Consider the following 25,892-nt stretch of genomic DNA (forward strand, 5'->3'; position numbering starts at 1 on the left):
CATCGTAAGCAGAACGACGACCGTCGCGGAAGGGGCTCCGGCGTGGTGTGGAGGGCCCCAGTTGGAGGGCGTCCTGTGGAGGGGCGGGGTCAGCCGTTGGCGGGGGCGGCGGTCTGGGTCTGCTTCGCTGCGTCGGCTGTGGCGAGGACGTAGATGGAGCCGCCGAACGTCCAGGTCGACTGGTCCGACGCCGCGCCGTCTTCGCCGCTCTTCTCGGCCGAGGCGATGCTCGTGACGAGGAACAACCGCTTGCCGTGCTGGACTCCGGCGAGGAAGGCGCGGGCCTGTTCGAAGGTCCCGTCGACCGCGACGGTCACCGGGATGACCGAGAAGTTCTGCCCGGTGATCGCACCGTTGGTCACGACGGCCGGCGCAGCCGGCGCGGACGGCACGGTCGCAGCGGGAGCCGCGGACGCTGACGGTGACGCGCTCGGTGCCGAGGACGGCGCTGCCGCGGGGACGACCGGTGCGTACGCGACGGCGTCGCTCGTCGTGTACGAGGACACCTCCATCCCGGACGCGGAGGCGATCCCGTCGAGGTCGGCGATGAAGGAGGACAGGTCGGCACCGTCCGGGACGGAGGCCGACAGCTGCTCGAGCTCCTGACGCATCGCGGGCAGCTTGGCTGCCTGCTCACGCAGGCGCGCCAGTTCGGCCCGGCTCGCGTGGTTCGTCGTCTCGACGTTCTCCGTCTGCGTCTGCGCCGCTGACGCCTGGGCGAGCTGCGGTTGGACGGCGAGGAAGAAGCCGCCGACGGCGACCACCGCCATGGCGACGACGGCGAGCAGCAGACTGAGACGGTTGCGTGACATCGGTCAGTCCTTCTTCTCGGAGTCCGCGACGAACCGGCCGTCGAACGCCTTCTCGTCGAGGTGGATCGTGAGGTTCACCGTGTACTCGCCAGAGGCGTCGTCGCGGGTCACCGAGTTGGCCGTCGCGTCCACGAAGCCGGTCACGGTCGCGACCGCGTCGAGCCACGTCGGCACGGAGGGCAGGGCGGTGGTCTTGGCGTCGATCGTCAGCGTCGCGACGCGCTGGCCCTGCAGGGGGTCGACCGACTGCGCGTAGGCCGTGGTCGCCGAGGCCGAGTCCACCGTCACACCGCTGATCCGGACACCGGCGGGCAGCTTCGACTGCACCGATCCGAGCACGGGGGACCAGTCGATCTCAGTCGAACCGCCGACCTGCTGGGCCGCCTCGAGCAGACCTGTGGCGCTCTCCGTCGACCGGACGTCGCTGAACTGGCGCTGCTGCTGGAGCAGGCTCACCGTCTCGTTCTGCGCGGCGGCGAGCTGGGTGTCCGCGGCGCTCTTCGTCATGCCGGCACCGGCTGCGCCGAGTCCGACCGCGAGCGCGACGACCACGACACCGGCCCATGCCCGACGGACCGTCGCGCGCTGACGACGGTGGACATGCACTTCGCTCGGGAGCAGGTCCGCACGGGGAGCGGCGCCGATCACGATCTGCTGTCGACCTCGGCGTCGGCTCGACCCCGCGTCGATCTGGGCGACGGCGCCGGCCGTCCCTCTGCTGGCACGGCCCCAGCGCGCTGGCTTCCCGCCGTCGGTCGGCGGTGCGTCGATGATCTCGGTCATGCTGCTCGGCTCCCGACTGCGAGGCTCCACGCGACGGCGATGGACCCGCCGCGCTCGCGGAGGACGTCCGGCCCGATGCCGCGGCCGGCGCGAGCGGAGATGAACGGGTCACCGAGGGCGACCGGGAGACCCGAGGACTCGCCGAGGCCCTCGCGGAGCCCGGGGAGCGCGGCCCCACCGCCGACCAGCAGGATCCCGCGGACCGGCTCCTCCGGGCGGGTGTTCGCGAAGTAGTTGACGGTGTTGCGGATGCTCTGCATGAGCTCTCCGACCGCCTCCCGGGTCACGGCGACGGCCCGGACGTCGTCCGTGGTGCGGGTCACACCGGACAGGCCGAAGTGCCGCTTGACCGCCTCGGCCTCGGGCACGCCGATCTCCAGGCGGGCGGCGATCGACTTCGTCACGTCCGCTCCCCCGGTCGGGATGATCCGGACGAACTTGGGGATGCCGTCCGTCGCGATGACGACGGAGGTGGTGGTCGCGCCGCAGTCGACGATCGCGACGGTTCCCGCACCGGCGACCCTGGGGGCCAGAACCCGCGTCAGCGCGAACGGGATCAGGTCGACGGCGACGGGGTTGAGCCCGGCGAGCTGCACCGCGTTGACGTTCGCGAGGACCGCGTCCTTGATCGCGGCGACGAGGAGTCCGTGTACGACTGGACCGCTCTCGCCGGTGCCCTCGGACGTCGGGTAGAAGTCGAGGATCGCCTCGCCGACCGGGACCGGCAGCATGTCCTGCACCTGGAACGGCAGCGACTCCCGGATCTGCGCGATGGGGGCCTTGGGCACGGTCAGGTCGCGCGAGAGCACCCGCTGGTTGCCCATGCCGAGGACGACGTCCTTGCTCCTGAACTTGCCGAGGGCCCACAGCGACCGGAGTGCGCCCGCGACGGTGTTCGCCTGGAGCACCTCGCCGTGCTTGGTCGACTCGTCAGGGGCCGCGATCTCGGCGAACCGGAGGATCGTCGGCTGCGGCTTGTCGACGTCGGCGACCTCGACCGCGCGGATGACGTCCGCGCCGATGTCGATGCCGACGATGTTCTTCGCCATGTCGTGTTCCTTCCGGGTCCGTGCTGAACGTGGGTCGGCCGTCAGGCCAGACCGAGGAGTGCGAGGTAGGCGTGCCAGACGGGTTCGCCGGCGAAGGCCCCGATCCACGCACCCAGGAGCATCCAGGGGCCGAACGGGATACCGACCCCCCGGCCGGTGCGACGCACGAGCATGAGGACGATGCCGAAGGTACCGCCGAGGAGGAAGGCTCCGAAAGCACCCACTGCGAGGGGGCCCCATCCGAGGTACGCGAGGACCAGCCCGAGTGTGCCGGCGAGCTTCACGTCGCCCATGCCCATCCCGCGCGGGACCGCGATGGCCAGCAACAGGTAGACACCACCGAGCACGGCGAGCCCCCCGACGCCCCGGACCAGTGCTGCCCAGTCACCCGTCAGCACGCTCGCACCAGCCAGCAGGACGCCCAGGACCGGGTACATCGGGAGCACGATCGCGTTCGGCAGCCGCTGCGTCTCGAGGTCGATCAGGGTGAGCGCGACGCTGACGGCTGCCAGGTAGAGGAGCGCGAGCAGGAGCACGGTCTGTCCTGCCGACGTCGCACCGTCGACAGCGCCGTCCGGCAGGAACCGCAGGGCGACCACCACGAAGAAGGCGGCGGTCCCGAGCTCCACGAGGGGGTACCGGACGGAGATCGGCGCCGCGCAGTCTCGGCAGCGACCGCGGAGGAGCAGCCAGGAGAGCACGGGCACGTTGTCCACCCGGCGGATGCTGCTGCCGCACTTCGGGCAGGACGACGCGGGGGCGACGACCGACAGCCCAGCGGGGACCCGGTGCACGACGACGTTGAGGAACGAGCCGATCGCCAGGCCCAGCACACCACCGAGACCGAGGACCATCGCCGCGAGGGGCATCAGCGACGCGGTCACGGGACCGGCGCTCCGTTCACGTCGTACGCCGTCTTCGACTCCACCTGGCTGGCGACGCGGTACGTGGTCACCGTCGGCTGCGGGAACTTCGGCGGCGTGTACGTCGCCAGGCTGGAGTCGAACCGGTAGTTCTTGTCGAAGCCCTGACCGCTGGCGAGACCGACCGCACCGCGGAAGTTCTGGGCGATCGAGCCGCTGACCGTCAGCGTCCCGCGCCCGGCCGTCGAGCCCCTCGTCCAGTTCTGGACGACGAAGGTGCCGAGGTTCGACAGGATCGCCGCGTTCACCTCGCGGTTGGCGGGCAGGATCGGGTTGCCGGCCGAGTTCACCGGGTTCCACACCCAGACCGCGCGCTGGCCGATGAGCCCCAGCACCGTGGAGGGAGTCCGGGTGGACGGGTACTTGACGTCCCCGGTGACGTAGAGGTAGTTCTCCGCGGCGACGGTCACGGCCTTGTCGACGGTCCCCTGGACGAAGGCGTCACCGCGGTCGCAGCCGTACGGCGTGACGACGTTGGCACCGGCTCCGGCCGTCGGGTCGGCCTCGGACGTCGTCGAGGAGTTCCCGACGTACGGGTACCCGACCCCGTTCGCCTTCGAGCTGGTCCACTGACTGGCCGTCCCCGCGGTGTCGCACGCCGTCGGGAGGGTCTTCGTCTCGGCGTTGCCCTTCCAGTAGTTCGGGTCCTGGGTCGTCCCGGCGGCCCGCGCCGCTGGTTCGTTCTGCACGAAGACCATGTTGTTCTTCGGGATCGGGACCGTTGCCCCGGACCCGCTCCGGAGGTCGGCGAGTCGGCCGCACTTGTCCGGCTGCGACGGCGCTCCGGTGATCACCGCACCAGGTGTCGCCGTCGCTCCGGTCACGTTGCTCCGGATCGTCAACGGGGACAGGACCGTCATGGTGCCGTTGCCGTTGAAGGTGATCTTCGTCGGGCCGGTGTACAGGCACCCGGTGCCCTCGACGGTGTCCGTGGTCGCCGGCAGGTCGGACCGCATCGAGTCGCGCAGGTCCCCGATCGTCGACGGCGGCGTGAGCGTCGAGACGGTCGTCGGGTTCGAGGCGAACTTCGCGGCGGCGGTCCCACAGTTCGCACTCGTCCAGCCGTAGACGCTCTGGAAGGTGCTCTTGAACGTCGCGCCGCAGGCCTTGATCTGGTCGTTCGACCGCACCGGCCCCTCGAGCGTGTCGTTCTGCCCGAACTGGATCTGGTCGCAGGTCGTGCTCGTCGCCGCGGGGCGGTACGCACTCGTGCAGGGCGCGGTGAACGTGCCCTTCTCGTTCGTGACGGTCGGGTCCCCGGACTCGTAGTTGGTGAAGTAGAGGTAGTTGGAGAAGCCGTCCGGACGCACGTTCGCGACCACGGTCCTGGTCGTGTTCCCGGCGCGGCCCGTCGACTGCAGGCGGATGACGCCCTGGGACGAGAGCTTGCTGTTGTCCACCGCGTACCGGAAGGACGCGTCGCTCGCCGAACCGTCCGCCGTGGGCACGGTCACCCACGCGGTGCCCGACTGGTAGTTGAACGCCGGGTTCCCGCCGGTGCCCTTCGGGAAGCTGCTGGTGCCGCTGGCAACACTGAACGGTGCGTTCGCCTGGCCGTAGGTGCCGTACGTGTTGTCGGCGTTGAGGCGTGACTGGTAGTCGGCGACACCCGCGTAGGCCGCGGCGATCGCACGGTTCCACGCCGTGTCGGTGGAGGTGACGCGCGCACCGCTCGTCGCGACGGCGACCATCGTCGCGACGAGGAGCATCACGACCATGCCGATGAGGACGACCACGGCCAACGCGACGCCACGCTCGTCGTCGCGCGCGCGGATCGCCCGGAGGAGACGGATCACGAGGAGGCTCCCATCACGATGTTCGGCATGCTGGCCGTGTTGGTCAGGGACACGGCGTTCGGGTCCGTCGCGTTCGCGCCGATGGTGACGCTGACGTCGACCGCTCGGATGTCCGGCAGGTCGACGGCCGCGACCGGCGCCGCCAACGAACCGAGGGGGGTGTCAGCTGCGTCCGAGAACGCGAAGAGGGACGTGCTCGTCACCGACGTCGCCAGGGTGCGGGTCGAGCTCGGTGCCGCGGACAGCAGCGACCCGGTCGCCAGGGGGAACGAGTAGTACGAGGAGTTCCCGGCGACCGCCGTGCCGTACCACTTGGTCTCGGTGATCACCTTGCGGGTCGTGTCCAGGGTCAGCTGGACCTCGACCGCCTTCGACAGGCTGGAGTCGAGGTTGACGTAGGCGAAGAACCGGACCGAGGTGGCGCTCGCGTACTGGAATGCGAACTGCGAGTCGTCGCCGGTGGGCACCGGGTTGTCCGTCGCCGCCCGCAGGTTGCGGCCCACCTCGTTCATCACGCTCGCGGCGACACGGGTGTTGGCGCTGACGGAACTCGCGACCTTTGCCGCCTTCTGCGAGGAGACCAGGAACGACCCCGCCACCGTCAGGATCAGGACGGAGAGCGACATCGCGATGATGAGCTCGGACAACGTGAGGCCGCGATCCTCGCCCCGGGCACGAGCCAGGAGGCGCTGCAGTCGTGTCGTCACGGTGTCGGCACCGTCCTCGGGTCGAGCGTGACGACGTTGCCGTTCACGGAGGTGTTGACGTTCAGGACGCCCGGGGTCGCGCCCACGGTCTGGCTGTTCGAGCTGAGCAGTCCGCCGAGCGCGGTGCTGCCCCGGAGCGTCCACGAGCCGTACGGCAACGCGATGGTGGTCGGCGTCACGCTGTTCAGCCCGGTGAACGAGTACGTCGTCGCCGGGGAGCACCCGGGGTCCCCCGCTGCCGGACTCGTGTTCTTGACCGTCGCGACCAGCACCGTGTCCAGGCCGCTCAGCTTCACGTCGACGATGCCCATCGGCGCTCGGGCAGTGGCCGCGGTCGCGCTCGTCGGGTTGAAGCCCGGTGTCCCGAGCGATGTGTTCGAGTCGGTGAAGACGAACGGCGACACGACGAGCTTGCTCGCGGTGGGCGTGCTCCACGCGGTCGGGTCGACGTCGGTACAGGTTGAGGTGTAGCTCCCGGCGACGACGTTCCAGCCGTCGGCGTACGGGAACAGCGTCGTGGAGGTCGTCGAGATCGTCTTGACCGCGCTGGCGTTCTGGAAGCTCGTCGTCATGGACGTCGGGAGCTTCACCGCCTTGCCGTTCGCGTTCAGCGGCGCTCCGACCGTGACGTTGATGCCCTGGTCGTACGTGAAGGTCTTGTTGCCGACACCGCCGGTGGTGGTCGTCACGTCGAAGTACGGTGCCGGCGCCCCGTCGGGGTCGATGTTGCCGGCCTTCGTGATCGTGATCCGGTACGTGCCCGGCGTGACACCGAGGGCGTAGCTGCAGCCGTTGGCATCGGTCGCCGCCGGCTGGGCCGGGAGGCTCTTGGCGCCGTCTGCGCGGGCGGTGATCACGACGTTGACACCCTGGTTCGGGCCGCCGGTCGCCGTCTGCACGCCGACGACGATGGTCGAGGCGGTCGCGCTCGAGACCGCCGAGGACGGGGCGATGAGCGAGTCGATGACGACGCGCTTCTGCTTCGGCGAGGAGTGGCTCGACCACGACACCGTGACGGCCACGCGCTTGTAGGCGAGCACCCCGCTGCCGGCGCCGCAGGAGTTGTCGGTGCCGTCGGAGTTGATCCAGTTGGTGGTGCGCTTGATCGTGTAGTTCTGGGCGCCGATCGCCTGCTGGGACGTGTCGTCGTCGAGCGTGAACACGTCCTTGGTGCTGCGCGCCGCGTCGAGCGCCTGGTTCGCGAGGTTCAGCGCGGCTTCACGGGAGCGGTTGTCCTGGGTCAGGAACAGCGTCGAGGCGATGCCCATCGCGACACCGGCGGCGATGATCGCGAAGATCGTCATCGCGACCATGACCTCGATGATCGAGAAGCCCTCGTCGGACTCCCGTGCCGCCCGGAGACGACGTGCGACTGCGGTGATCACGCGCTGCTCCTCTCGGTCGTGCCCGTGCGGTGCTGGTGTGCGGACGGGGCGGGTCGATCGCTCGACCCGCCCCCGTCCCCGTCAGTTCGACTACGGCTTCACAAAAACGCCGGCGGCGCAGCTGCCCTTGGTTGCGCCGCTCGTGTCGGTGATGGCGAAGCTCGTGCCGGAGTTGCTCACGGCGACGATGCAGAACGCCGTGCCACCCGAGTTCGCGCTGTAGGTGAGCGTCTTCGAGCTGTTGCTCGTGGCACCGGCCGACTTGTACTTGTCGGACGTGAAGTCCGGCGCGGTGGTGGGGAACGTCGCCGTGCTGTCCTGGGTCTGCACGGCGATGATCGCCGTCTTCGTGTTCGACAGGTCCGACTGGGCGCCCGAGTCCTTGGCGTTGTTCTGGATGCCGAGGTACACCGGGATCGCGATCGCGGCCAGGATGCCGATGATGATCACGACGACCAGGAGCTCGATCAGGGTGAAGCCCTTGTCGTTGTTCTCGACGAGGCCGTTGCGGCGAGCGTTCAGCTTGCCCATGAGAGCGGAGTACATGTGCTCTTCCATTCTTTCGGATTTCGGAAAGGGTTCGGGGGCTAGCTCTGCCGCCGGTGTCGAGCGTATTCACGTCGGTTTCCGGGCATAATCCCGAGAACGGGGGGCAGACGAGTGTGAAATGCCCCCAGTACCGGGGGTGACGACGAAGCGGACCACCCCCGCCAGGGGGTGGTCCGCCGTGAGGGGTCCTCGTTACTTGATCAGCGTGGAGATCTGGAAGATCGGCAGGTAGAGCGCGACGATCATGCCGCCGACGACCACGCCGAGGAACGCGATGAGCAGCGGCTCGATGAGTGACGTCAGTGCTTCGGTGGTGGATTCCACTTCATTGTCGTAGAACGTCGCGATGCGTTCCAACATCAATTCCATGGAACCCGCGTCTTCACCGACGGCGATCATCTGCGAGACCATTGTCGGGAACACCGTTTCGCGTTCCAGTGGAGCGGCGATCGATTCACCTTTCCGGACGGATTCGGAAACGCGGTTCAGCGCTTTCTCGACGACGAAGTTGTTCGACACCTGACCGGCGATGCTCAGCGCCTCGAGGATGGGCACGCCGGCGCCGATCATGTTCGACAGGTTCCGGGAGAACCGGGCCATCACGATCTTGCGGTTGAGCTGCCCGAACACCGGGAGCTTCAGCTTGAGCGGGTCGACGAACGCCCGGACCCGGTCGGTGTTCTTGTTCGCGCGCCACCAGATCCACCCGAGGATGATCGCCACGGCGAGGACCGGCCCGACGTAGACCATCGCGTGCGAGAGGTAGACGAGCATCATCGTCGGCAGCGGGAGCTTGCCGCCGAGGCTGGAGAACATGTCTTGGAAGATCGGGACGATGAAGACCAGCATGATGACGACCGCGGCGAGCGACATGCACAGCACGACGACCGGGTAGGTCATCGCGGACTTGATGGTCGAGCGGAGCTTGTGCTCCTTCTCGAAGTTGGTGGCGATGGAGTCCATGGCCTGGTCCAGGAAGCCGCCCGTCTCCCCGGCCCGGATCATGTTGATCATGATCGGCGGGAAGTCGACCGGGTACTTCGACACCGCGTCCGAGAAGGAGACACCGTGCTCCACCTCGTCGCGGACCTTCGACAGGACGCCCTTGAGCTTCTTGTTGTCCGTCTGGTCGGTGAGGATCGTCAGCGCCCGCAGCAGCGACAGCCCCGACGACAGCATCGTCGACGCCTGCCGCGCCATGATCGCCAGGTCCTTGAGCCCGACGCCCTTCTCGAACCCCGGGATCTTGATCTCGGTCTGCAGCCCGGAGCCGACCTTGGCCTCGCTGATGTCGATCGGCGAGACGCCCATCCCACGGAGCCGGGCGACGACGGCGCCCTCGGACGCGGCGTCGAGGCGCCCCTTCACGAGCTTGCCGGCGACGTCCCGCCCGCGGTAGTCGAACGCGAGTGACATCAGTGGCCTCCGGAGAACTTGTCGCCGAAGTCGATCTCGCTCGCGGCGATGGCCGCGGCGGACGAGTCGGACGGGGACTCGACGCGCTGGACGAGCCGGTCGAAGCCGTCGTGGTCGTGGACCTTCTCCATCGCCGCGGCGCGGGTGACGGTGCCGACGTTGACGAGCTCGGCGAGGTCCTGGTCCATGGTGTGCATGCCCGCGTCACGGCCGGCCTGCATGGAAGAGGTGATCTGGTAGGTCTTGCCCTCGCGCACGAGGTTGGCGATGGCGGGGGTGGTCTTCATGATCTCCGTGGCGACGACTCGGCCGGAGCCGTTGGCCTTCGGCACGAGCGTCTGGCAGACCACGCCTTCGAGCGTGGAGGCCAGCTGCGTCCGGATCTGTCCCTGCTGGTGCGGCGGGAACACGTCGATGATGCGGTCGATCGTGCCGGGAGCGCTCTGCGTGTGCAGGGTCGCGAACACCAGGTGCCCCGTCTCGGCGGCGGTCAGCGCGACGGAGATCGTCTCGAGGTCGCGGAGCTCACCGATCAGGATCACGTCGGGGTCCTGCCGCAGCACGTGCTTGAGGGCGGCGGCGAACGAGTGGGTGTCCGCGCCGACCTCGCGCTGGTTGATGATCGCCTTCTTGTGGTCGTGCATGAACTCGATCGGGTCCTCGACCGTCACGATGTGGTCCGCACGGGTCTCGTTGACCAGGTCGATGAGCGCGGCGAGGGTGGTCGACTTGCCGGACCCGGTGGGACCGGTCACGAGCACGAGCCCGCGGGGCAGCTTCGCGAACTCGGACACGTGTGCCGGGATGCCCAGCTGCTTGAGCGTTTTGATCTTGGTGGGGATGATGCGGAAGGCCGCGCCCCAGTTGCCACGCTGCTGGTAGTAGTTCACGCGGAAGCGGTACTCCGGCGACAGCGAGTAGGCGAAGTCGAGCTCCTGGTCCTGATCGAACTGGGCGGCCTGCTCGGCGGACAGCAGCGTCTTCAGCGCCGCGACCACCTTGTTCCGCGCCCACGGCCCACCGGGGACGGCGGGACGGAGGGAGCCGTCGACGCGCACGGTCGGTGCGGCGTCGGCGGTGAGGTGGAGGTCCGATGCCCCCTGGTAGACGACCTGCGCGAGCGCGGTCAGCAGGTCTGGGTCGGCGACCTCGCGCGCGTGGTGGGTGAAGTGGATCTCCGAGGTGGCCGAGACGGGCAGGACCTGGAGGCTCGTGTCCGGCTGCGCAGGGACGACCGGCAGGTGCTGGGTCACCGCGTCCGGGTAACCGTAGCTGGCCGTCGACGGCGGGACGGCGGCAGGCGGGGTGGCCGGGGCGGCGTGGGGCTGCGCCACCGGCACGGCGACCGGGGACCCGGACGGCGCAGGCCATCCGGCGACGTCGTCACCGAGGTCGTACACGGGGATGTCCACCACCGGCTGGGCCGGGGTGACGGTCGGCTGCGTGCCGGTCTGTGCCAACCGGGCAGCGCGGCGCGAGCCGATCTCGTGGCCCGGGCGCCCGGGGTGCCAACCGGCGACGGGCTCGTCGCCGGCGGTGGTGATGTCGTACACGGAGTCGCTCATGATGATCGTCCTCTGCCTTCGCTACGCGACCACGCGCATGATCTCGTCGATGCTCGTCATGCCGAGCTTGACCTTCTCCCACCCGTCCTGCCGGAGAGTGAGCATGCCCTGGGCCTGCGCGACGCGGCTGATCTCGGCGCTCGAGGCCCGGGCGACGGCGAGCCGCTCGATCTCCTCGGACACGGTCATGACCTCGTGCAGGGCGATGCGGCCGCGGTACCCGGTGTTCGAGCACACGGCGCAGCCGATCGGGGCGAAGAACGCGGGGACGTCCTGTCCGTCGATGAACCCGAGGGCGCGGAGCTGCTCGGGCTCGTAGATCGCCGGTGCCTTGCACCGGTCGCAGAGCTTGCGCGCCAGACGCTGGGCGACGACGCAGTCGAGCGCGGAGCCCACCAGGAAGGGCTCGATGTCCATCTCGGTCAGGCGCGTGATGGCCGAGGGGGCATCGTTCGTGTGGAGGGTGGAGAGCACGAGGTGACCGGTGAGCGAGGCCTCGATGGCGATCTGGGCGGTCTCGTGGTCGCGGATCTCCCCGAGGAGCACGACGTCCGGGTCGGAGCGGAGGATGCTGCGCAGCGCGGACGCGAACGTCAGACCGGCCTTCGGGTTGACCTGCACCTGGTTGACACCGGCCATCCGGTACTCGACCGGGTCCTCGACCGTGATGACGTTGATCTCCGGTTTGGCGACCGCGTTGAGGGTCGTGTAAAGCGTGGTCGACTTGCCCGAGCCGGTGGGGCCCGTGACCAGGATCATCCCGTACGGCTTGGAGTAGGAGCGCTGGTACGCGGCGGCGTTCCGGTCGAGCAGGTTGAGGTCCTTGAGCGTCAGCGACGTGTTCGTGTTGTCGAGGATGCGCATGACGACCTTCTCGCCCCACACCGTCGGGAGCGTCGCCACGCGGAGGTCGATCTGCCGACCCCCGTGACGCACCGACATGCGGCCGTCCTGGGGCTTCCGACGCTCGGCGATGTCGATGTCGCTCATGATCTTCAGGCGGCTGATCACGCCGTTCTGGATGTTCTTGGGTGCCGGCGCCATCTCGTGCAGCACGCCGTCGATGCGGTAGCGGACACGGACCTCGTGCTCGCCGGGCTCGATGTGGATGTCCGAGGCGTGGTCCTGGATCGCCTGCGAGACGAGCAGGTTCACGAAGCGCACGATCGGGACGTCGTCGAGCGACCCGTCTGCGAGGTCGACCTGCTGCTCGGTGCTCCGGCCGGCCTCTTCCTCGAGCGACGAGGTCAGGTCGTTCAGCTCGTCGTCCGCCCGGAGGTAGCGGTCGAACGCGGTGGCGAGGTCGCGCTCGTCCACCTGCAGGGGCTTGATCATGCGACCGGATGCGGCGCGGGCGTCGTCGATCGCCAGCACGTTCGACGGGTTCACCATCGCGAGGACCAGGGTCTCGCCCTCGAACCCGATACCGAGGACGCCGTGGCGCCGACACAGCGCCGCCGGCAGCATCGACACCGCGGTGCCGTCGACCGGGTAGTCCGTCAGGGGCACGGTCTTCGAGTTGTTCGACGCGGCCCGCGCGGTGATGAACTGTGCCTCGCTCACCACGCCCTGCGTGACCAGGGAGCGGATGGAGCGTTCGTCGATGTCCTCGTCGCCCGTCAGGGAGTCGAGGTGCTCGATCGGGAGAGCGCCGTTCAGGATCAGGATCTCGGAGAGCGTCGCCATGGGTCTCGGAGCCTCCTCGGTGTCGCGCGCAAGCGGGTGGGGTCGAAGCGCCGTCCAGGGGGCTCGGCGCTCGTCAACGCTACGTCCGGCACCGGTCGGTGCCGCAGTCCCAGAATGAGGGGGCGAGGGTGCCTCGGTGCACCCAGAACAGGGGTGCGTGGACAGTTCGGCCCGTGACGGCACCTGTGGAGGAACACCTGACGAACGGGACCGACACGAGCACGGCGCGCAGATCCCCTCGACGGGGCGAGCACCCAGAGGACATGATGAGTCATGGAGATCACGAGCGTGACCGTGGGCCTACCCGTCACCGACCTCGAGGCGTCCTGCCTCTGGTACGGCGCCGTGTTCGAGCGGGTCGACCCCGACCTCGAGCCCGCCGAGGGCGTCGCGGAGTACGAGATCGGCGGGATCTGGATCCAGCTCGTCGAGGACGCGGGTGCCGAGGAGAACGCCGTCCTGGTGCGCTTCGGCGTCGACGACGTGGCCGCACAGCACCGCAGGATCGCCGCCCTGGGCATCGACGTCGGGCCGGTCGAGCACGTCGACGGAGCCGTCGACTGGTTCGACGTCCACGACCCCGACGGCAACGTCCTCAGCCTGTACTCCCTCGCCGACGAGACGGGACGTGGGCACGGCGGCCAGGACAGCGACGCCGGCCGTTCGCTCTAGCGCGCACCGCGTCCACCACCGGTCTGGAGGCGCGGTGCGGGCCCGCACCGTGCCTCCAGACCGGTGGTCATCCCTCCACAGCACCGCGCCGTTCCGCGTTGCAGCACGGTTGTGAACAGTTCGTTTCCGGGCTGGGCGCTCGGCGCTGGGCGCTGCCACGATGGCGGTCATGCAGAACACACGGATTTCACATGTGACACGGCGAACGATTGCGAGCGTCGTGCTCGTTGCCTCCGTCGCGCTCGGAGCCGTCGGGATGGCAGCCCCGGCACAGGCAGCGGGGTTCACGGCACGGGTGGCGGCGATCGTGCACAACGCCGGGGACGTGACCATCACCGGCACCGGCGACCCGGGTGACCTGGTGTCCGTCACACCCTCGGACGGCGCCCCCGTCGATGCTCGGGTCGACCCCGACGGGTCCTGGCGGACCACCGCCCACGTCGACGGCTTCGGAGCACACACCTTCCGCGTTGCGGACTCCATCGGGTCCCCCGCCTCCACCCTGCGCGCGACGACCCACCGGGTGAGCTTCACCACGATCGGGGTACTGCGCGACAACTGGCGCCGAGCGCTCCGCGTCACGGGCGCCGGACTCGAGCCGAACGCGCAGATCGAGCTCGCGGTCGACGGCAACCGCGTCGGCACCACCACCACGGACCGCGACGGCGCCTTCGCCCACCGGGTCACGGGCGTGCCGTTCGGAGAGCACACCGTCACCACGACGGAGCACTTCGACGGCGCCGAGCAACTCCGGGTGAACTCCTCCGCGAAGCTCGAGCCGTTCCCCGTCGTCGACACGATCTCCGTCGACCCGATCGGCCGGACGGTGCACGTCGAGGGCCGAGGACCCGTCGGCACCGAGATGCGCTTCGTCGACGAGTCCGATGCCCCGTGGGCACTGACCACAGGAGAGGACTGGGCCGCGAACGTCGACGGCACCTGGAGCGCTGACCTCGAGTACCCCGCGGCCGGCACGCGCTTCATGGGGATCGTCGCGCAGGTGTTCGACGGCGGGCGGCTGGTCGGTTCGACCACCACCGGCGCGACCATCCCGTTCCCGGTGACCGCCTCGGTGGCCTCGTCCACGCCGACCCGGCTCGTGCTCACCGGTTCCGCCGAACCCGGCGCGCGCCTGTCCTTCACGGACGGGGACGGCACCTCGGTGACGGATGCCGACGGCAACCGCGTCGAGCCCCCGGTCCCGGGGAGCTCGACGTGGCGCGTGACCCTCGACCCGCGACGCATGACCGGCGGCTCCGTGACGGTCTCGGCGACTGGCGACGACGGCCCACTCGGCAGTGCCACGGTGACCTACCGCTGACTGGGACACGGCGCTCGGACGCAGGAAGGGCCCCGCATCCAGGTGGATGCGGGGCCCTTCCGTCAGACCGACCGGCTCAGGTGGCTGGTGTCCAGCCGCCTGCGCCTGCTCAGTTGTAGGTACCCGGCGTGAAGTCGTCCGACGAGAAGCTGTCGAAGTCGACGAAGCTCAGGTCGGCGTCCGAGAACGACGAGTCGTCAGCGAAGATGCGGTTGGGGTACCGCTCTGCCTTCGCCTCTTCCGTCGCGTTCACGTCCACGTCGCGGTACCGGCTGAGACCCGTCCCCGCGGGGATGAGCTTGCCGATGATGACGTTCTCCTTGAGGCCGACGAGGTGGTCCTGCTTGCCCTCCATGGCCGCCTGCGTGAGCACGCGGGTGGTCTCCTGGAAGGACGCGGCGGACAGCCACGACTCGGTCGCGAGGGACGCCTTCGTGATGCCCATGACCTCCTGGCGAGCCGAGGCGGTCTTGCGACCCTCCTGCAGCGCCGCACGGTTGATCGCGTTGTAGCGCGACCGGTCGACGAGCTCACCCGGCAGCAGGTCCGTGTCGGCGTGGTCGACGACCGTCACCTTGCGGAGCATCTGACGGACGATGACCTCGATGTGCTTGTCGTGGATCGGCACACCCTGCGAGCCGTAGACGTCCTGCACACCGTTGACCAGGTGCTTCTGGACCTCTCGGACACCCTTGACCCGGAGGACTTCCTTCGGGTCGACGGTGCCGGCGATGAACTGCTCGCCGAGCTCGACGTGCTGGTTGTCCTCGATGAGGAGCGTCGCACGCTTGAGCACCGGGTAGATGAACGGCTCGTCGCCGTTGTCCGGCGTCAGGATGATCCGACGACCCTTGTCCGTGTCCTCGACGACGACGCGGCCGGGGGCCTCGGCGATCGGGGACGCGCCCTTGGGGGTACGAGCTTCGAAGAGCTCGGTGACACGGGGCAGACCCTGGGTGATGTCGTCGGCCGAGGCCGAACCACCCGTGTGGAAGGTACGCATCGTCAGCTGGGTACCGGGCTCACCGATGGACTGGGCGGCGATGATGCCGACCGCCTCGCCGATGTCGACGAGGTTGCCCGTGGCGAGCGACCGGCCGTAGCACTGCGCGCAGACACCGACGGCCGACTCGCAGGTCAGGACCGAGCGCACCTTGATGCTCTCGACACCGGCAGCGAGCAGCGTGTCCAGCAGGACGTCACCGACGTCCTCGCCACCCTCGGCGACGACCGTGCCCGACGCGTCCGACGCCGCGGTGGCGAGGGTGCGGGAGTACACGGTGTTCTCGACGCGGGGGTCGCGGACGAGCTTGCCGTCAGCGTCCACGGTCGCGATCGGCAGCTCGAGGCCACGCGTCGTGCCGCAGTCGTCCTCGCGGATGATGACGTCCTGCGAGACGTCCACGAGACGACGGGTGAGGTACCCGGAGTCCGCGGTGCGCAGCGCGGTGTCGGCAAGACCCTTGCGAGCACCGTGGGTGGCGATGAAGTACTCCGCCACGGTCAGGCCCTCGCGGTACGAGTTGATGATCGGGCGGGCGATGATCTCGCCCTTCGGGTTGTTCACCAGACCACGCATACCGGCGATGTTGCGGACCTGCAGCCAGTTGCCTCGGGCGCCGGAGGACACCATGCGGTTGATCGTGTTGTCGATGGGGAAGTTGTCCCGCATCTCCTGGGCGATCTCGTTGGTGGCCTCGGTCCAGATCTTGATCAGGTCGGCGCGACGCTCGGAGTCGGTGATCAGACCCTTGTCGAACTCGCCCTGCACCTTGGCGGCCTGGATCTCGTAGCCCGCGATGATCTCCTTCTTGCGAGGAGGCGTCACGACGTCCGACAGCGCGACGGTCACACCGGAGCGCGTGCCCCAGTAGAAGCCGGCGTCCTTGATGCGGTCCAGCGCAGCGGCCGTCTCGGTCTTGGAGTAGCGCTCGGCGAGGTCGTTGACGATCGCGGAGAGCGTGCCCTTGTCGGTGACCTTCTGGACGAACGGGTAGTCCGCCGGCAGGGTCTCGTTGAACAGCGCGCGACCGAGGGTGGTCTCGAGCAGGATCGTCTGACCGACCTCGTAGCCCTCGGGCGCTTCACCCTCGGCGAAGTGGACACCCGACATGCGGATCTTCACGGTCGCGTTCAGGTGCAGCGTGTTCTGGTCCTTCGCCATGATCGCCTCGGCGACCGAGGAGAACGAACGGCCCTCACCGACGGCGCCTTCGCGGACGGTCGTCAGGTGGTGCAGACCGATGATCATGTCCTGTGCGGGCAGGGTCACCGGGCGGCCGTCGGACGGCTTCAGGATGTTGTTCGAGGCGAGCATCAGGATGCGGGCCTCGGCCTGGGCCTCGACCGACAGCGGCAGGTGCACGGCCATCTGGTCGCCGTCGAAGTCCGCGTTGAACGCAGCACAGACGAGCGGGTGGAGCTGGATGGCCTTGCCCTCGACGAGCTGCGGCTCGAACGCCTGGATGCCCAGACGGTGGAGCGTCGGCGCACGGTTCAGCAGCACGGGGCGCTCGCGGATGATCTCCTCGAGCACGTCCCACACCTGCGGGCGCGAACGCTCGACCATGCGCTTGGCCGACTTGATGTTCTGCGCATGCGACAGGTCGATCAGGCGCTTGATGACGAACGGCTTGAACAGCTCGAGCGCCATCTGCTTGGGCAGACCGCACTGGTGCAGCTTGAGCTGCGGGCCGACGATGATGACCGAACGGCCCGAGTAGTCGACGCGCTTGCCGAGCAGGTTCTGGCGGAAACGACCCTGCTTGCCCTTGAGCATGTCGCTCAGGGACTTGAGGGCGCGGTTGCCGGTACCCGTGACCGGACGTCCACGACGACCGTTGTCGAACAGCGCGTCGACCGCTTCCTGCAGCATGCGCTTCTCGTTGTTCACGATGATCTCGGGGGCACCGAGGTCGAGCAGGCGGCGGAGACGGTTGTTGCGGTTGATCACACGACGGTAGAGGTCATTGAGGTCCGACGTGGCGAAACGGCCACCGTCGAGCTGCACCATCGGGCGGAGCTCCGGCGGGATGACCGGCACGACGCCGAGCACCATCGCTGCCGGCGAGTTGCCGGTGGCGAGGAAGGAGCTGACGACGCGCAGACGCTTGATCGCACGGATCTTCTTCTGGCCCTTGCCCTCGGCGATCTGCAGACGCAGTGCCTCGGCCTCGGCGGTCAGGTCGAAGGCCTCGAGCCGCAGCTTGATCGCCTCGGCGCCCATGTAGGCGTCGAAGTAGATCCCGAAGCGGTCCTGCAGCTCGTGGAAGACGGCGTCCTCGGGCTTGAGGTCGCCCACCTTGAGGTTGCAGAAGTCCTCCCACACACGCTCGAGACGGGTGATGTCCTCGTCGAAGGACTTGCGGACCTGGGCCATCTCCTTCTCGGCGGTGTCCTTGGTCCGGCGCTTGATGTCGGCCTTGGCGCCCTCTTCCTCGAGCGCTGCGAGGTCGTCCTCGAGCTTCTTGAGGCGGTCGGCGATGATCGAGTCGCGCTGGTTCTCGAGGTTCTTGATCTCGAGGCGCATCTCGTTCTCGAGACCCGGCATGTCAGCGTGCCGGCCCTCTTCGTCGATGCTGATGATCATGTACGCGGCGAAGTAGATGACCTTCTCGAGGTCCTTCGGCGCCATGTCCAGCAGGTAGCCCAGGCGCGACGGGACGCCCTTGAAGTACCAGATGTGCGTGACGGGTGCGGCGAGCTCGATGTGGCCCATGCGCTCACGACGGACCGAGGACTTGGTGACCTCGACGCCGCAGCGCTCGCAGACGATGCCCTTGAACCGGACTCGCTTGTACTTGCCGCAGGCGCACTCCCAGTCGCGGGAAGGACCGAAGATCTGTTCGCCGAACAGACCGTCCTTCTCGGGCTTCAGGGTGCGGTAGTTGATGGTCTCCGGCTTCTTGACCTCGCCGTACGACCACTGGCGGATGTCCTCGGCCGTGGCGAGGCCGATCCGCAGTGCGTCAAAGGAAGTTGCTTCGAGCAATGTTCTTCTCTCTTGCTGAATTCGAAACGTTGTCGGGCGGGGCGGGATCAGATGTCGTCGACGGAGGACGACTCGAACCGCGAGGAGATGTTGATGCCGAGCTCTTCAGCGGCACGGAAGACCTCGTCGTCCGTGTCGCGGAGGCTGACCGCCTGGCCGTCGGCCGAGAGGACCTCGACGTTCAGGCAGAGCGACTGCATCTCCTTCATGAGGACCTTGAAGCTCTCCGGGATGCCGGGCTCCTGGATGTTCTCGCCCTTGACGATCGCCTCGTAGACCTTCACGCGGCCGAGGATGTCGTCGGACTTGATCGTCAGGAGCTCCTGGAGGGCGTAGGCCGCGCCGTATGCCTCGAGCGCCCACACCTCCATCTCGCCGAAACGCTGTCCACCGAACTGCGCCTTACCACCCAGCGGCTGCTGCGTGATCATCGAGTACGGACCGGTCGAACGGGCGTGGATCTTGTCGTCGACCAGGTGGTGGAGCTTCAGGATGTACATGTACCCGACCGACACGGGCTCCGGGAACGGCTCGCCGGAGCGGCCGTCGAAGAGCTGGGCCTTGCCGGAGGAACCGATCAGACGCTCGCCGTCACGGTTCGGGAGCGTCGAGTCGAGGAGGCCCTCGATCTCGCGCTCGTAGGCGCCGTCGAACACCGGGGTCGCGACCTTGGTGCCGGGCTCGGCGCTGTGGGCGGCCTCGGGGAGAGCCGAAGCCCACTCCTGGATGCCGTCGACCTTCCAGCCCTGCTTCGCGAGCCACCCGAGGTGGATCTCGAGCACCTGGCCGAAGTTCATGCGACCGGGGACGCCGAGCGGGTTCAGCACGATGTCGACCGGGGTGCCGTCCGCCAGGAACGGCATGTCCTCGACCGGCAGGATCGTCGAGATGACGCCCTTGTTGCCGTGACGACCGGCGAGCTTGTCGCCCGCGGTGATCTTGCGCTTCTGCGCGATGTAGACGACCACGCGCTGGTTGACGCCCGAGCCGAGCTCGTCGTCGCCGTCCTGCGAGTCGAACACCTTGACGCCGATGATCGTGCCCTCTTCACCGTGGGGCACCTTCAGCGAGGTGTCGCGCACCTCGCGCGACTTCTCGTTGAAGATCGCGCGGAGCAGGCGCTCCTCGGCGGAGAGCTCGGTCTCGCCCTTCGGCGTGACCTTGCCGACCAGGATGTCGCCGGGGCGGACCTCGGCACCGATGCGGATGATGCCGCGCTCGTCGAGGTCGGCCAGGAGGTCCGGGCTGACGTTCGGCAGGTCGCGGGTGATCTCTTCCTTGCCGAGCTTGGTGTCGCGGGCGTCGACCTCGTACTCCTCGATGTGGATCGAGGAGAGGGTGTCGTCCTTCACGAGGTTCTGCGACAGGATCATCGCGTCCTCGTAGTTGTAGCCCTCCCACGGCATGAACGCGACGAGGAGGTTCTTGCCGAGCGCGAGCTCGCCGTTCTCCGTCGCGGGGCCGTCGGCGATGACCTCGCCCTGCTCCACACGCTCACCGGCGCTGACGATCACGCGGTGGTTGTAGCTGGTGCCCTGGTTCGAGCGGTCGAACTTGCGCAGGTAGAACGACTGCGTGCCGCCGTCGTCGAGCTGCAGGGTCACGGCGTCGGCCGAGACCTCGGAGACGACACCGGCCTTGTCGGCGATGATCACGTCGCCGGCGTCGATGGCGGTGTAGCCCTCCATGCCGGTGCCGACGAGCGGCGACTCGGAGCGGAGGAGCGGCACGGCCTGGCGCTGCATGTTCGCACCCATGAGGGCGCGGTTCGCGTCGTCGTGCTCGAGGAACGGGATGAGCGACGTCGCGACCGACACCATCTGGCGCGGGGAGACGTCCATGTAGTCGACCTCGCCGCGGCCGACGAGCTCGACCTCGCCGCCCTTCTTGCGGACGAGCACCTTGTCGTCGGCGAAGTGGAAGTCGTTCGTCAGCGGGGCGTTGGCCTGCGCGACGACGAACTCGTCCTCTTCCGAAGCGGTCAGGTAGTCGATGGTCTTCGTGACCTCGCCGTCGACGACGCGACGGTACGGGGTCTCGATGAAGCCGAACGAGTTGATCCGACCGAAGGACGCGAGCGAGCCGATCAGGCCGATGTTCGGGCCTTCCGGGGTCTCGATCGGGCACATGCGGCCGTAGTGCGACGGGTGGACGTCGCGGACCTCGACGCCGGCACGCTCACGGGACAGACCACCCGGGCCGAGGGCCGACAGACGCCGCTTGTGCGTCAGGCCCGCGAGCGGGTTGTTCTGGTCCATGAACTGCGACAGCTGCGAGGTGCCGAAGAACTCCTTGATCGCGGCGACGACGGGGCGCACGTTGATCAGGGTCTGCGGGGTGATGGCCTCGATGTCCTGCGTGGTCATGCGCTCGCGGACGACGCGCTCCATGCGGGACAGACCCGTGCGGACCTGGTTCTGGATGAGCTCGCCGACGGCGCGGATGCGACGGTTGCCGAAGTGGTCGATGTCGTCCACGTCGAGGCGCAGCTGCACCGGCTCGCCGTCGCGGACGCCGTCGAGGTTCGTCTTCTCGGCGTGCAGGGAGACGAGGTACTTGATCGTGCGGACGATGTCCTGCACGGTCAGGACCGAGTCGCTCAGCTGCGCGTCGATGCCGAGCTTGCGGTTGAGCTTGTACCGGCCCACCTTCGCCAGGTCGTAGCGCTTGGAGTTGAAGTAGAAGTTGTCGAGGAGCGCACGCGCGGCCTCGGCAGCGACCTGCTCGCCCGGGCGCAGCTTGCGGTAGATGTCCTTGAGCGCCTCTTCCTTCGTGAGGATGGCGTCCTTCTCGAGGGTCGACTCGATGGAGGCGAAGCCCTGGAACTCCTCGAGGATCTCCTCGCTCGTCATGCCGAGCGCCTTGAGGAAGACCGTGACCGACTGCTTGCGCTTGCGGTCGATGCGCACGCCCACCTGGTCGCGCTTGTCGATCTCGAACTCGAGCCAGGCACCGCGGGACGGGATGACGCGAGCGGAGTAGATGTCCTTGTCGGACGTCTTCTCCTGCTGGCGCTCGAAGTACACGCCCGGCGAGCGGACGAGCTGCGAGACGACGACGCGCTCGGTGCCGTTGATGATGAACGTGCCGCGCTCGGTCATGAGCGGGAAGTCGCCCATGAAGACCGTCTGCGTCTTGATCTCACCGGTCATGTGGTTCATGAACTCGGCGTTGACGTACAGCGGGGCGGCGTAGGTCTTGCCGCGTTCCTTGCAGTCGTCGATCGAGTACTTGGGGTCCTCGAGCTCCGGGGACGTGAACGAGAGCTGCATCGTCTCGCCGAGGTCCTCGATCGGGGAGATCTCCTCGAAGATCTCCTCGAGGCCGGAGTGCAGCGCGAGGTCGGTACGACCCTGCTCCTGCCCCTCGGCCAGTCGGGCCTTCCAGACGTCGTTGCCGACGAGCCAGTCGAAGCTCTCCGTCTGGAGAGCGAGCAGATCAGGAACCGTGAGGGTGTCCGTGATCTTGGCGAACGAGAGTCGCGAGTGGTTGCGACCGTTCTTGGGGGTGTTGGTGGATGCGTTGAGCGCAGCAGCCAAGGGTTTGACCTCCGGTTGGCCCCGTCGGGCCGATACTGACGGGCAGCATGTAGGTGAGTGGATTGAACGCCGACGACCCCACGAGAACACGCGGTCATGCACCATCCGAGTGAAGGCGTTGCATGTGCGATGATCTGGGTGAGCGGGACCTGCCGACATGTGCGGGTCCGGCTGCACCAGGCGGAGTCCTTCGAGGACTTTCGGTCGACCGCAATATGACGACGCGGATGCCAGGGAGCGCGAACAGTCATCATATGCAGTGGTCGCACGTGCTGTCCAGTCCTGGCTTGACCAAGTTCGCCAGAGCCGTGTATAAGCACGACGGCAGGGTCACTGCTCCTGCCGGTCACTCCCCCGCGATCGCCGTCCCGCCGCGGATCCGGAGGCGACCGGCCCCTCAGCCGAGGCGTTCGCGCTCGGCGCGCACCGGGCCTCCCGGCTGACCGGTCAGACCGGCCAGCGCACGGAACGCGTCCTCCGGACGACGGGTCCGGACGAAGGTGGTCCGCCCTCGGTCGTCCGTCAGCTCGATGCCGAGACCCGGTGTCAGCAGGAGCGCCCGGACCCCGCGGCCGATGCGCAGGCCGATGCCGCCGAAGGTGGTCGCGTCGGCCTCGACCAGGCGCGCCTGGACGATCCGACTCCGTGGGATCCGGCGGGGCGGCAACGGACGGAAGTGCAGCGTGACGTGCCGCTCGGTGACGGTGAACCCGGCACGGGCGAGCAGGAGCAGCAGGCCGACGGCCATGCCGAGGACGCCCGGTACCAGGAGCGCGATCTCCGGCGCATCCCCCGGCCAGGCGAGGACGGCCGCCGACAGGGCGGTTCCTGCCCCGAGGAGCGCTGCGCCGATCGTCCGCATCCAGAGCGGCGCCGCTTCACGGTCGGCATGGAACGAACGGGAGGCTCCGCTCGCCCCCGTCGATCGGCTCGCGGTGACGCGGCGGGGCGTCTGGATGCTCATGGTGTCGGCGGACAAGTGGGTCTCCTGGTGCAGGCGGTCCAGGGCGTGGGGCACTCCGGACGCGGTGTGTTCGAGGTCGGAGCGCACTGGCGCACGCCGACGGCGCGGGCGCTGCGGTGCGACCCGTGGGTGGCGGCAGTGGGGGTGCGCGCCACGGTCTGCCGGATGCGGACCCGCCAGGAGCACGCGGGCTCCGGAGGTCGACGCGCTCGGCGGACGACCCGTCGACGGTACGTCGCGTGCCTTGGCGTTCACTGTCCGTTCATGTGTACGCATTCACCCCAGAGCGGGGGACGCGTCAGCGCAGGACGAGGGCGACGGCCTCCGCGCGGGACCTGACCCCGAGCTTCTGGAACAACTGGTTCACGTACGACTTGACGGTCGGCACGGTCAGGAACAGCTCCGCGGCGATCTCGGGGTTCGTCCGGCCGTCCGCGATGCGCTCGAGCACGTCGGCCTCGCGTGGGGTGAGGTCGGGGAAGCGCTCGCGGACCGACACCGGCGTCGGGGGTGTCGGGAGCGTCGGACTCCCGAGCGCCGCGATGAGTCGGGCCCCGACCGCGGCGTCGAAGGTCGACTGCCCCGAAGCGACGGCCCGGATGGCGGTGGCGATCTCCACGCGGCCCGCGTCCTTCGTCAGGTAGCCGCGGGCACCGGCGCGGAGGGCGGTCACGATCGAGTCGTCGTCGGCGAACGTCGTCAGCACCAGGACCGCGACCTCCGGGTGCGCCGCCGTGATCTGCGCGGTGGCGGTCGGGCCGTCGACCACCGGCATGCGCAGGTCCATGAGGACGACGTCCGGCGCGTGCTCCGCCACGAGGGCGACCGCCTCGGCACCGTCGGCGGCCCCGCCCACGACCTCGAGGTCCGGCACGAGCGACAGCACCGTCACCAGACCGTCGCGGACGATGGCCTGGTCGTCGACGACGAGCACGCGGATGCTCACGCGCTCGCCTCGGTCCCGGACCGCGACGCGGGCAGGTGCATCGCGACGACGAACGCGTCGTCGGTGCGCTCGGCACGGATCGTGGCGTCGTCGTCGAGTTCGGCGAAGCGCTCCCGCATGCCGACGAGCCCGTGCCCCGGGTCCGCCAGCGGGTTCGTGACGACGACGTCGACGGGGCCGGCGGGTCCGGTCCGCTCGACGGTGAGCGTGACCGGGCGGCCGGGTGCGTGGCGGCGGGCGTTGCTGAGGGCCTCGCGGGTGGCGGCGACCACGGCGGCACGGTGGGCCGGGTCGAGTCCGGCGAGGGTGAGGTCGCCGTCGACGTGCACCGCGCCGCCGAACGACCGGTGCGCGTCGACGAGGGGCGCGAGGCCGGTGGCGGTGGTCGCCTGCGGCCGGGAGGCTCGGTGCGGCTCCGACACGTCGGCCGCGGCGGGTGCGGGGTCGTCCTCGCGCAGGGCGCGGACCGCGCGGCGCGCCTCCGCGAGGCCGTCGGCGGCGAGGGTGCGGGCGTCCGCGGCTCGGCGGGCGGCGTCGTCGACACGGCCGGCCTCGAGCAGGGCCTCGACGGCGTCGAGCTGCAGCACGAGCCCGCCGAGGGAGTGCGCGAGGACGTCGTGGACGTCCCTGGCCGCCCGTGACCGGTCGGCCAGGAGCTCGGCACGCTGCTGGTCCCGCTCCCCCTGGCGCGCCTGGAGCTCGCCGAGTCGGACCTGGCGGCGGCTGAAGCCGACGAGCACGCCGAGCACGAGCCCACCGCACGCGGCGAGGACGAGCGCCACGGGGGCCCGCTCGAGCGTGGCGACGCCGGCGATCTCGACGATCGCGACGAGCACGGCGACGGTGCCGGTCCAGACGGGCAGGTCGGCGCTGGCCTGCAGGGCCACGATGCCGATGATGACCGGCACGAGCAGGAGCGCGTCGGTGGGCACCACGACGAGGGCCCCGGCGGCGACCATCACCACCGCGACGGCGAACCCGGCGCGGGCGGACCGCACGACCTCACGCGCGACCCAGGCGGCGAGCGCCACGCTCCCGACGACCCACACCCACACGGGGTGGTGCAGGGCGAGACCGTTGTGCACGAACCAGAACACGACGGCGACGACCCCGACGGCGGTGAGCCACCAGCCGAGACGCGAACGCGACCGGCCCCGGGCGAGGTCGGTCGGTTCGACACCGGAGAGGAGGGTCACCGGACCATCATGCCGCTGGGGCGGGACGGGATGCGCTGGTCGACGACGAGCGCCCGGGCGGCCCGGTTGACCGCGAGCATGAGCAGGACCGCGCCGGTCGAGCTGAGCAGGTGCGCGCCGAGGTGGCCGCCGAGGACGTCGATGCCGATCCGGACGACGATGAGCACGATCCACAGCACGGCTCCGGCCGCACCGGTGCGGGACTGCAGCGTCCTGCCCTTGTGGTCCGGGGTGCCGACCGTCCGGAAGCGGGTCAGGCTGCCCATCGCGAGGCCGAGGCCGACGGACACGAGCGCCTCGATGCCGAGGAACACGACGTCGGTCGTGCCGATCGTCGCCGTGGACTGGGCGAGGACGACGATCCCGACGCCGGCCATCACGAGGGGCATGCGCCAGATGCGTGCCGGGTCGAGGTACTGCCAGGTCGCCTGCCGCCAGGCGAGGAAGCCGACGAGCGCCAGGCCGATGACGACGTTCGCGAGGAGTTGAGCCGACATGGTGTGCGCCTTTCCCGAGTGCCCGGCGGGGGTTCCCGGCCGGTGGTCCCATCCTTCGACGGACGGGTCCGCGGCCCCACCACCCACGGGTGGTG

19 protein-coding genes are annotated in these 25,892 nt (G+C 69.1%); 2 read left to right on the plus strand and 17 right to left on the minus strand.

Features of this window, described 5'->3' with window-relative positions; genetic code table 11:
• Window positions 1–89: 89 nt before the first annotated feature.
• The 11 genes from OVA28_RS02780 to OVA28_RS02830 form a co-directional block, all read right to left on the minus strand.
• A complete protein-coding gene (locus tag OVA28_RS02780) occupies window positions 90–812 on the minus strand; it encodes a hypothetical protein (RefSeq protein ID WP_268095663.1) in 723 nt (240 codons plus the stop codon).
• 3 nt (window positions 813–815) lie between these two features.
• Window positions 816–1,595, minus strand: a complete 780-nt coding sequence (locus OVA28_RS02785) for a hypothetical protein (RefSeq protein WP_268095664.1) — start codon at window positions 1,593–1,595, stop codon at window positions 816–818.
• Complete coding sequence (pilM, locus tag OVA28_RS02790) at window positions 1,592–2,644, minus strand: type IV pilus assembly protein PilM (protein WP_194659366.1); 1,053 nt, start codon at window positions 2,642–2,644, stop codon at window positions 1,592–1,594. The genes OVA28_RS02785 and pilM overlap by 4 nt, the downstream gene beginning before the upstream one ends.
• A gap of 41 nt (window positions 2,645–2,685) precedes the next feature.
• Window positions 2,686–3,528, minus strand: a complete 843-nt coding sequence (locus OVA28_RS02795) for a prepilin peptidase (RefSeq protein WP_442780757.1) — start codon at window positions 3,526–3,528, stop codon at window positions 2,686–2,688.
• Complete coding sequence (locus OVA28_RS02800; RefSeq protein WP_268095665.1) at window positions 3,525–5,363, minus strand: hypothetical protein; 1,839 nt, start codon at window positions 5,361–5,363, stop codon at window positions 3,525–3,527. The genes OVA28_RS02795 and OVA28_RS02800 overlap by 4 nt, the downstream gene beginning before the upstream one ends.
• Entirely contained in the window at window positions 5,360–6,010 is a 651-nt protein-coding gene (locus OVA28_RS02805) for a hypothetical protein (RefSeq protein ID WP_268095666.1), read from the minus strand. Before OVA28_RS02805 ends, OVA28_RS02800 begins: the two co-directional genes overlap by 4 nt.
• Window positions 6,011–6,066: 56 nt before the next feature.
• Entirely contained in the window at window positions 6,067–7,455 is a 1,389-nt protein-coding gene (locus tag OVA28_RS02810) for a type IV pilus modification PilV family protein (protein ID WP_268095667.1), read from the minus strand.
• A gap of 90 nt (window positions 7,456–7,545) precedes the next feature.
• Window positions 7,546–8,001 (minus strand): type IV pilin protein, encoded by a 456-nt coding sequence (locus OVA28_RS02815; protein WP_268095668.1) that lies wholly within the window; start codon window positions 7,999–8,001, stop codon window positions 7,546–7,548.
• A gap of 195 nt (window positions 8,002–8,196) precedes the next feature.
• Window positions 8,197–9,420, minus strand: coding sequence for a type II secretion system F family protein (locus OVA28_RS02820; protein WP_268095669.1), 1,224 nt, complete (start codon window positions 9,418–9,420; stop codon window positions 8,197–8,199).
• Window positions 9,420–10,985, minus strand: a complete 1,566-nt coding sequence (locus OVA28_RS02825; protein ID WP_326493731.1) for a type IV pilus twitching motility protein PilT — start codon at window positions 10,983–10,985, stop codon at window positions 9,420–9,422. Before OVA28_RS02825 ends, OVA28_RS02820 begins: the two co-directional genes overlap by 1 nt.
• A gap of 21 nt (window positions 10,986–11,006) precedes the next feature.
• Window positions 11,007–12,671, minus strand: a complete 1,665-nt coding sequence (locus tag OVA28_RS02830) for a GspE/PulE family protein (protein ID WP_194659373.1) — start codon at window positions 12,669–12,671, stop codon at window positions 11,007–11,009.
• A 273-nt stretch (window positions 12,672–12,944) separates the two neighbouring features.
• Between OVA28_RS02830 and OVA28_RS02835 the strand changes: the two genes are divergently transcribed.
• Window positions 12,945–13,343, plus strand: a complete 399-nt coding sequence (locus tag OVA28_RS02835) for a VOC family protein (RefSeq protein ID WP_194659374.1) — start codon at window positions 12,945–12,947, stop codon at window positions 13,341–13,343.
• 220 nt (window positions 13,344–13,563) lie between these two features.
• A complete protein-coding gene (locus tag OVA28_RS02840) occupies window positions 13,564–14,664 on the plus strand; it encodes a hypothetical protein (protein WP_268095670.1) in 1,101 nt (366 codons plus the stop codon).
• Window positions 14,665–14,773: 109 nt separating this feature from the next.
• On the opposite strand, the gene OVA28_RS02845 is transcribed toward OVA28_RS02840, so the two are convergent.
• From OVA28_RS02845 to OVA28_RS02870, 6 genes are all read right to left on the minus strand, one after another.
• On the minus strand, window positions 14,774–18,655 hold the full coding sequence (locus OVA28_RS02845) for a DNA-directed RNA polymerase subunit beta' (RefSeq protein WP_268095671.1): 3,882 nt from the start codon (window positions 18,653–18,655) through the stop codon (window positions 14,774–14,776).
• 47 nt (window positions 18,656–18,702) lie between these two features.
• A complete protein-coding gene (gene rpoB, locus OVA28_RS02850; RefSeq protein ID WP_194659377.1) occupies window positions 18,703–22,194 on the minus strand; it encodes a DNA-directed RNA polymerase subunit beta in 3,492 nt (1,163 codons plus the stop codon).
• A gap of 397 nt (window positions 22,195–22,591) precedes the next feature.
• Window positions 22,592–23,173 carry a hypothetical protein gene (locus OVA28_RS02855; RefSeq protein WP_268095672.1) on the minus strand — a complete coding sequence of 194 codons (582 nt, stop codon included), beginning with the start codon at window positions 23,171–23,173 and terminating at the stop codon, window positions 22,592–22,594.
• A gap of 283 nt (window positions 23,174–23,456) precedes the next feature.
• Window positions 23,457–24,104 carry a response regulator transcription factor gene (locus OVA28_RS02860; RefSeq protein WP_268095673.1) on the minus strand — a complete coding sequence of 216 codons (648 nt, stop codon included), beginning with the start codon at window positions 24,102–24,104 and terminating at the stop codon, window positions 23,457–23,459.
• Window positions 24,101–25,300 carry a sensor histidine kinase gene (locus tag OVA28_RS02865; RefSeq protein WP_268095674.1) on the minus strand — a complete coding sequence of 400 codons (1,200 nt, stop codon included), beginning with the start codon at window positions 25,298–25,300 and terminating at the stop codon, window positions 24,101–24,103. Before OVA28_RS02865 ends, OVA28_RS02860 begins: the two co-directional genes overlap by 4 nt.
• Window positions 25,297–25,797, minus strand: coding sequence for a hypothetical protein (locus tag OVA28_RS02870; protein ID WP_194659381.1), 501 nt, complete (start codon window positions 25,795–25,797; stop codon window positions 25,297–25,299). Before OVA28_RS02870 ends, OVA28_RS02865 begins: the two co-directional genes overlap by 4 nt.
• Window positions 25,798–25,892: the final 95 nt, after the last annotated feature.

The sequence above is a fragment of the Curtobacterium sp. SL109 genome (assembly GCF_026672405.1).
GTDB lineage: Bacteria > Actinomycetota > Actinomycetes > Actinomycetales > Microbacteriaceae > Curtobacterium.

Bases quoted from the DNA above. Each gene is read 5' to 3' on its own strand.
- OVA28_RS02870 (WP_194659381.1), bottom strand. From the start codon at position 25,797: ATGTCGGCTCAACTCCTCGCGAACGTCGTCATCGGCCTGGCGCTCGTC.
- OVA28_RS02835 (WP_194659374.1), top strand. From the start codon at position 12,945: ATGGAGATCACGAGCGTGACCGTGGGCCTACCCGTCACCGACCTCGAG.
- pilM (WP_194659366.1), bottom strand. From the start codon at position 2,644: ATGGCGAAGAACATCGTCGGCATCGACATCGGCGCGGACGTCATCCGC.
- OVA28_RS02815 (WP_268095668.1), bottom strand. From the start codon at position 8,001: ATGTACTCCGCTCTCATGGGCAAGCTGAACGCTCGCCGCAACGGCCTC.
- OVA28_RS02780 (WP_268095663.1), bottom strand. From the start codon at position 812: ATGTCACGCAACCGTCTCAGTCTGCTGCTCGCCGTCGTCGCCATGGCG.
- OVA28_RS02785 (WP_268095664.1), bottom strand. From the start codon at position 1,595: ATGACCGAGATCATCGACGCACCGCCGACCGACGGCGGGAAGCCAGCG.
- OVA28_RS02825 (WP_326493731.1), bottom strand. From the start codon at position 10,985: ATGAGCGACTCCGTGTACGACATCACCACCGCCGGCGACGAGCCCGTC.
- OVA28_RS02830 (WP_194659373.1), bottom strand. From the start codon at position 12,671: ATGGCGACGCTCTCCGAGATCCTGATCCTGAACGGCGCTCTCCCGATC.
- OVA28_RS02820 (WP_268095669.1), bottom strand. From the start codon at position 9,420: ATGTCACTCGCGTTCGACTACCGCGGGCGGGACGTCGCCGGCAAGCTC.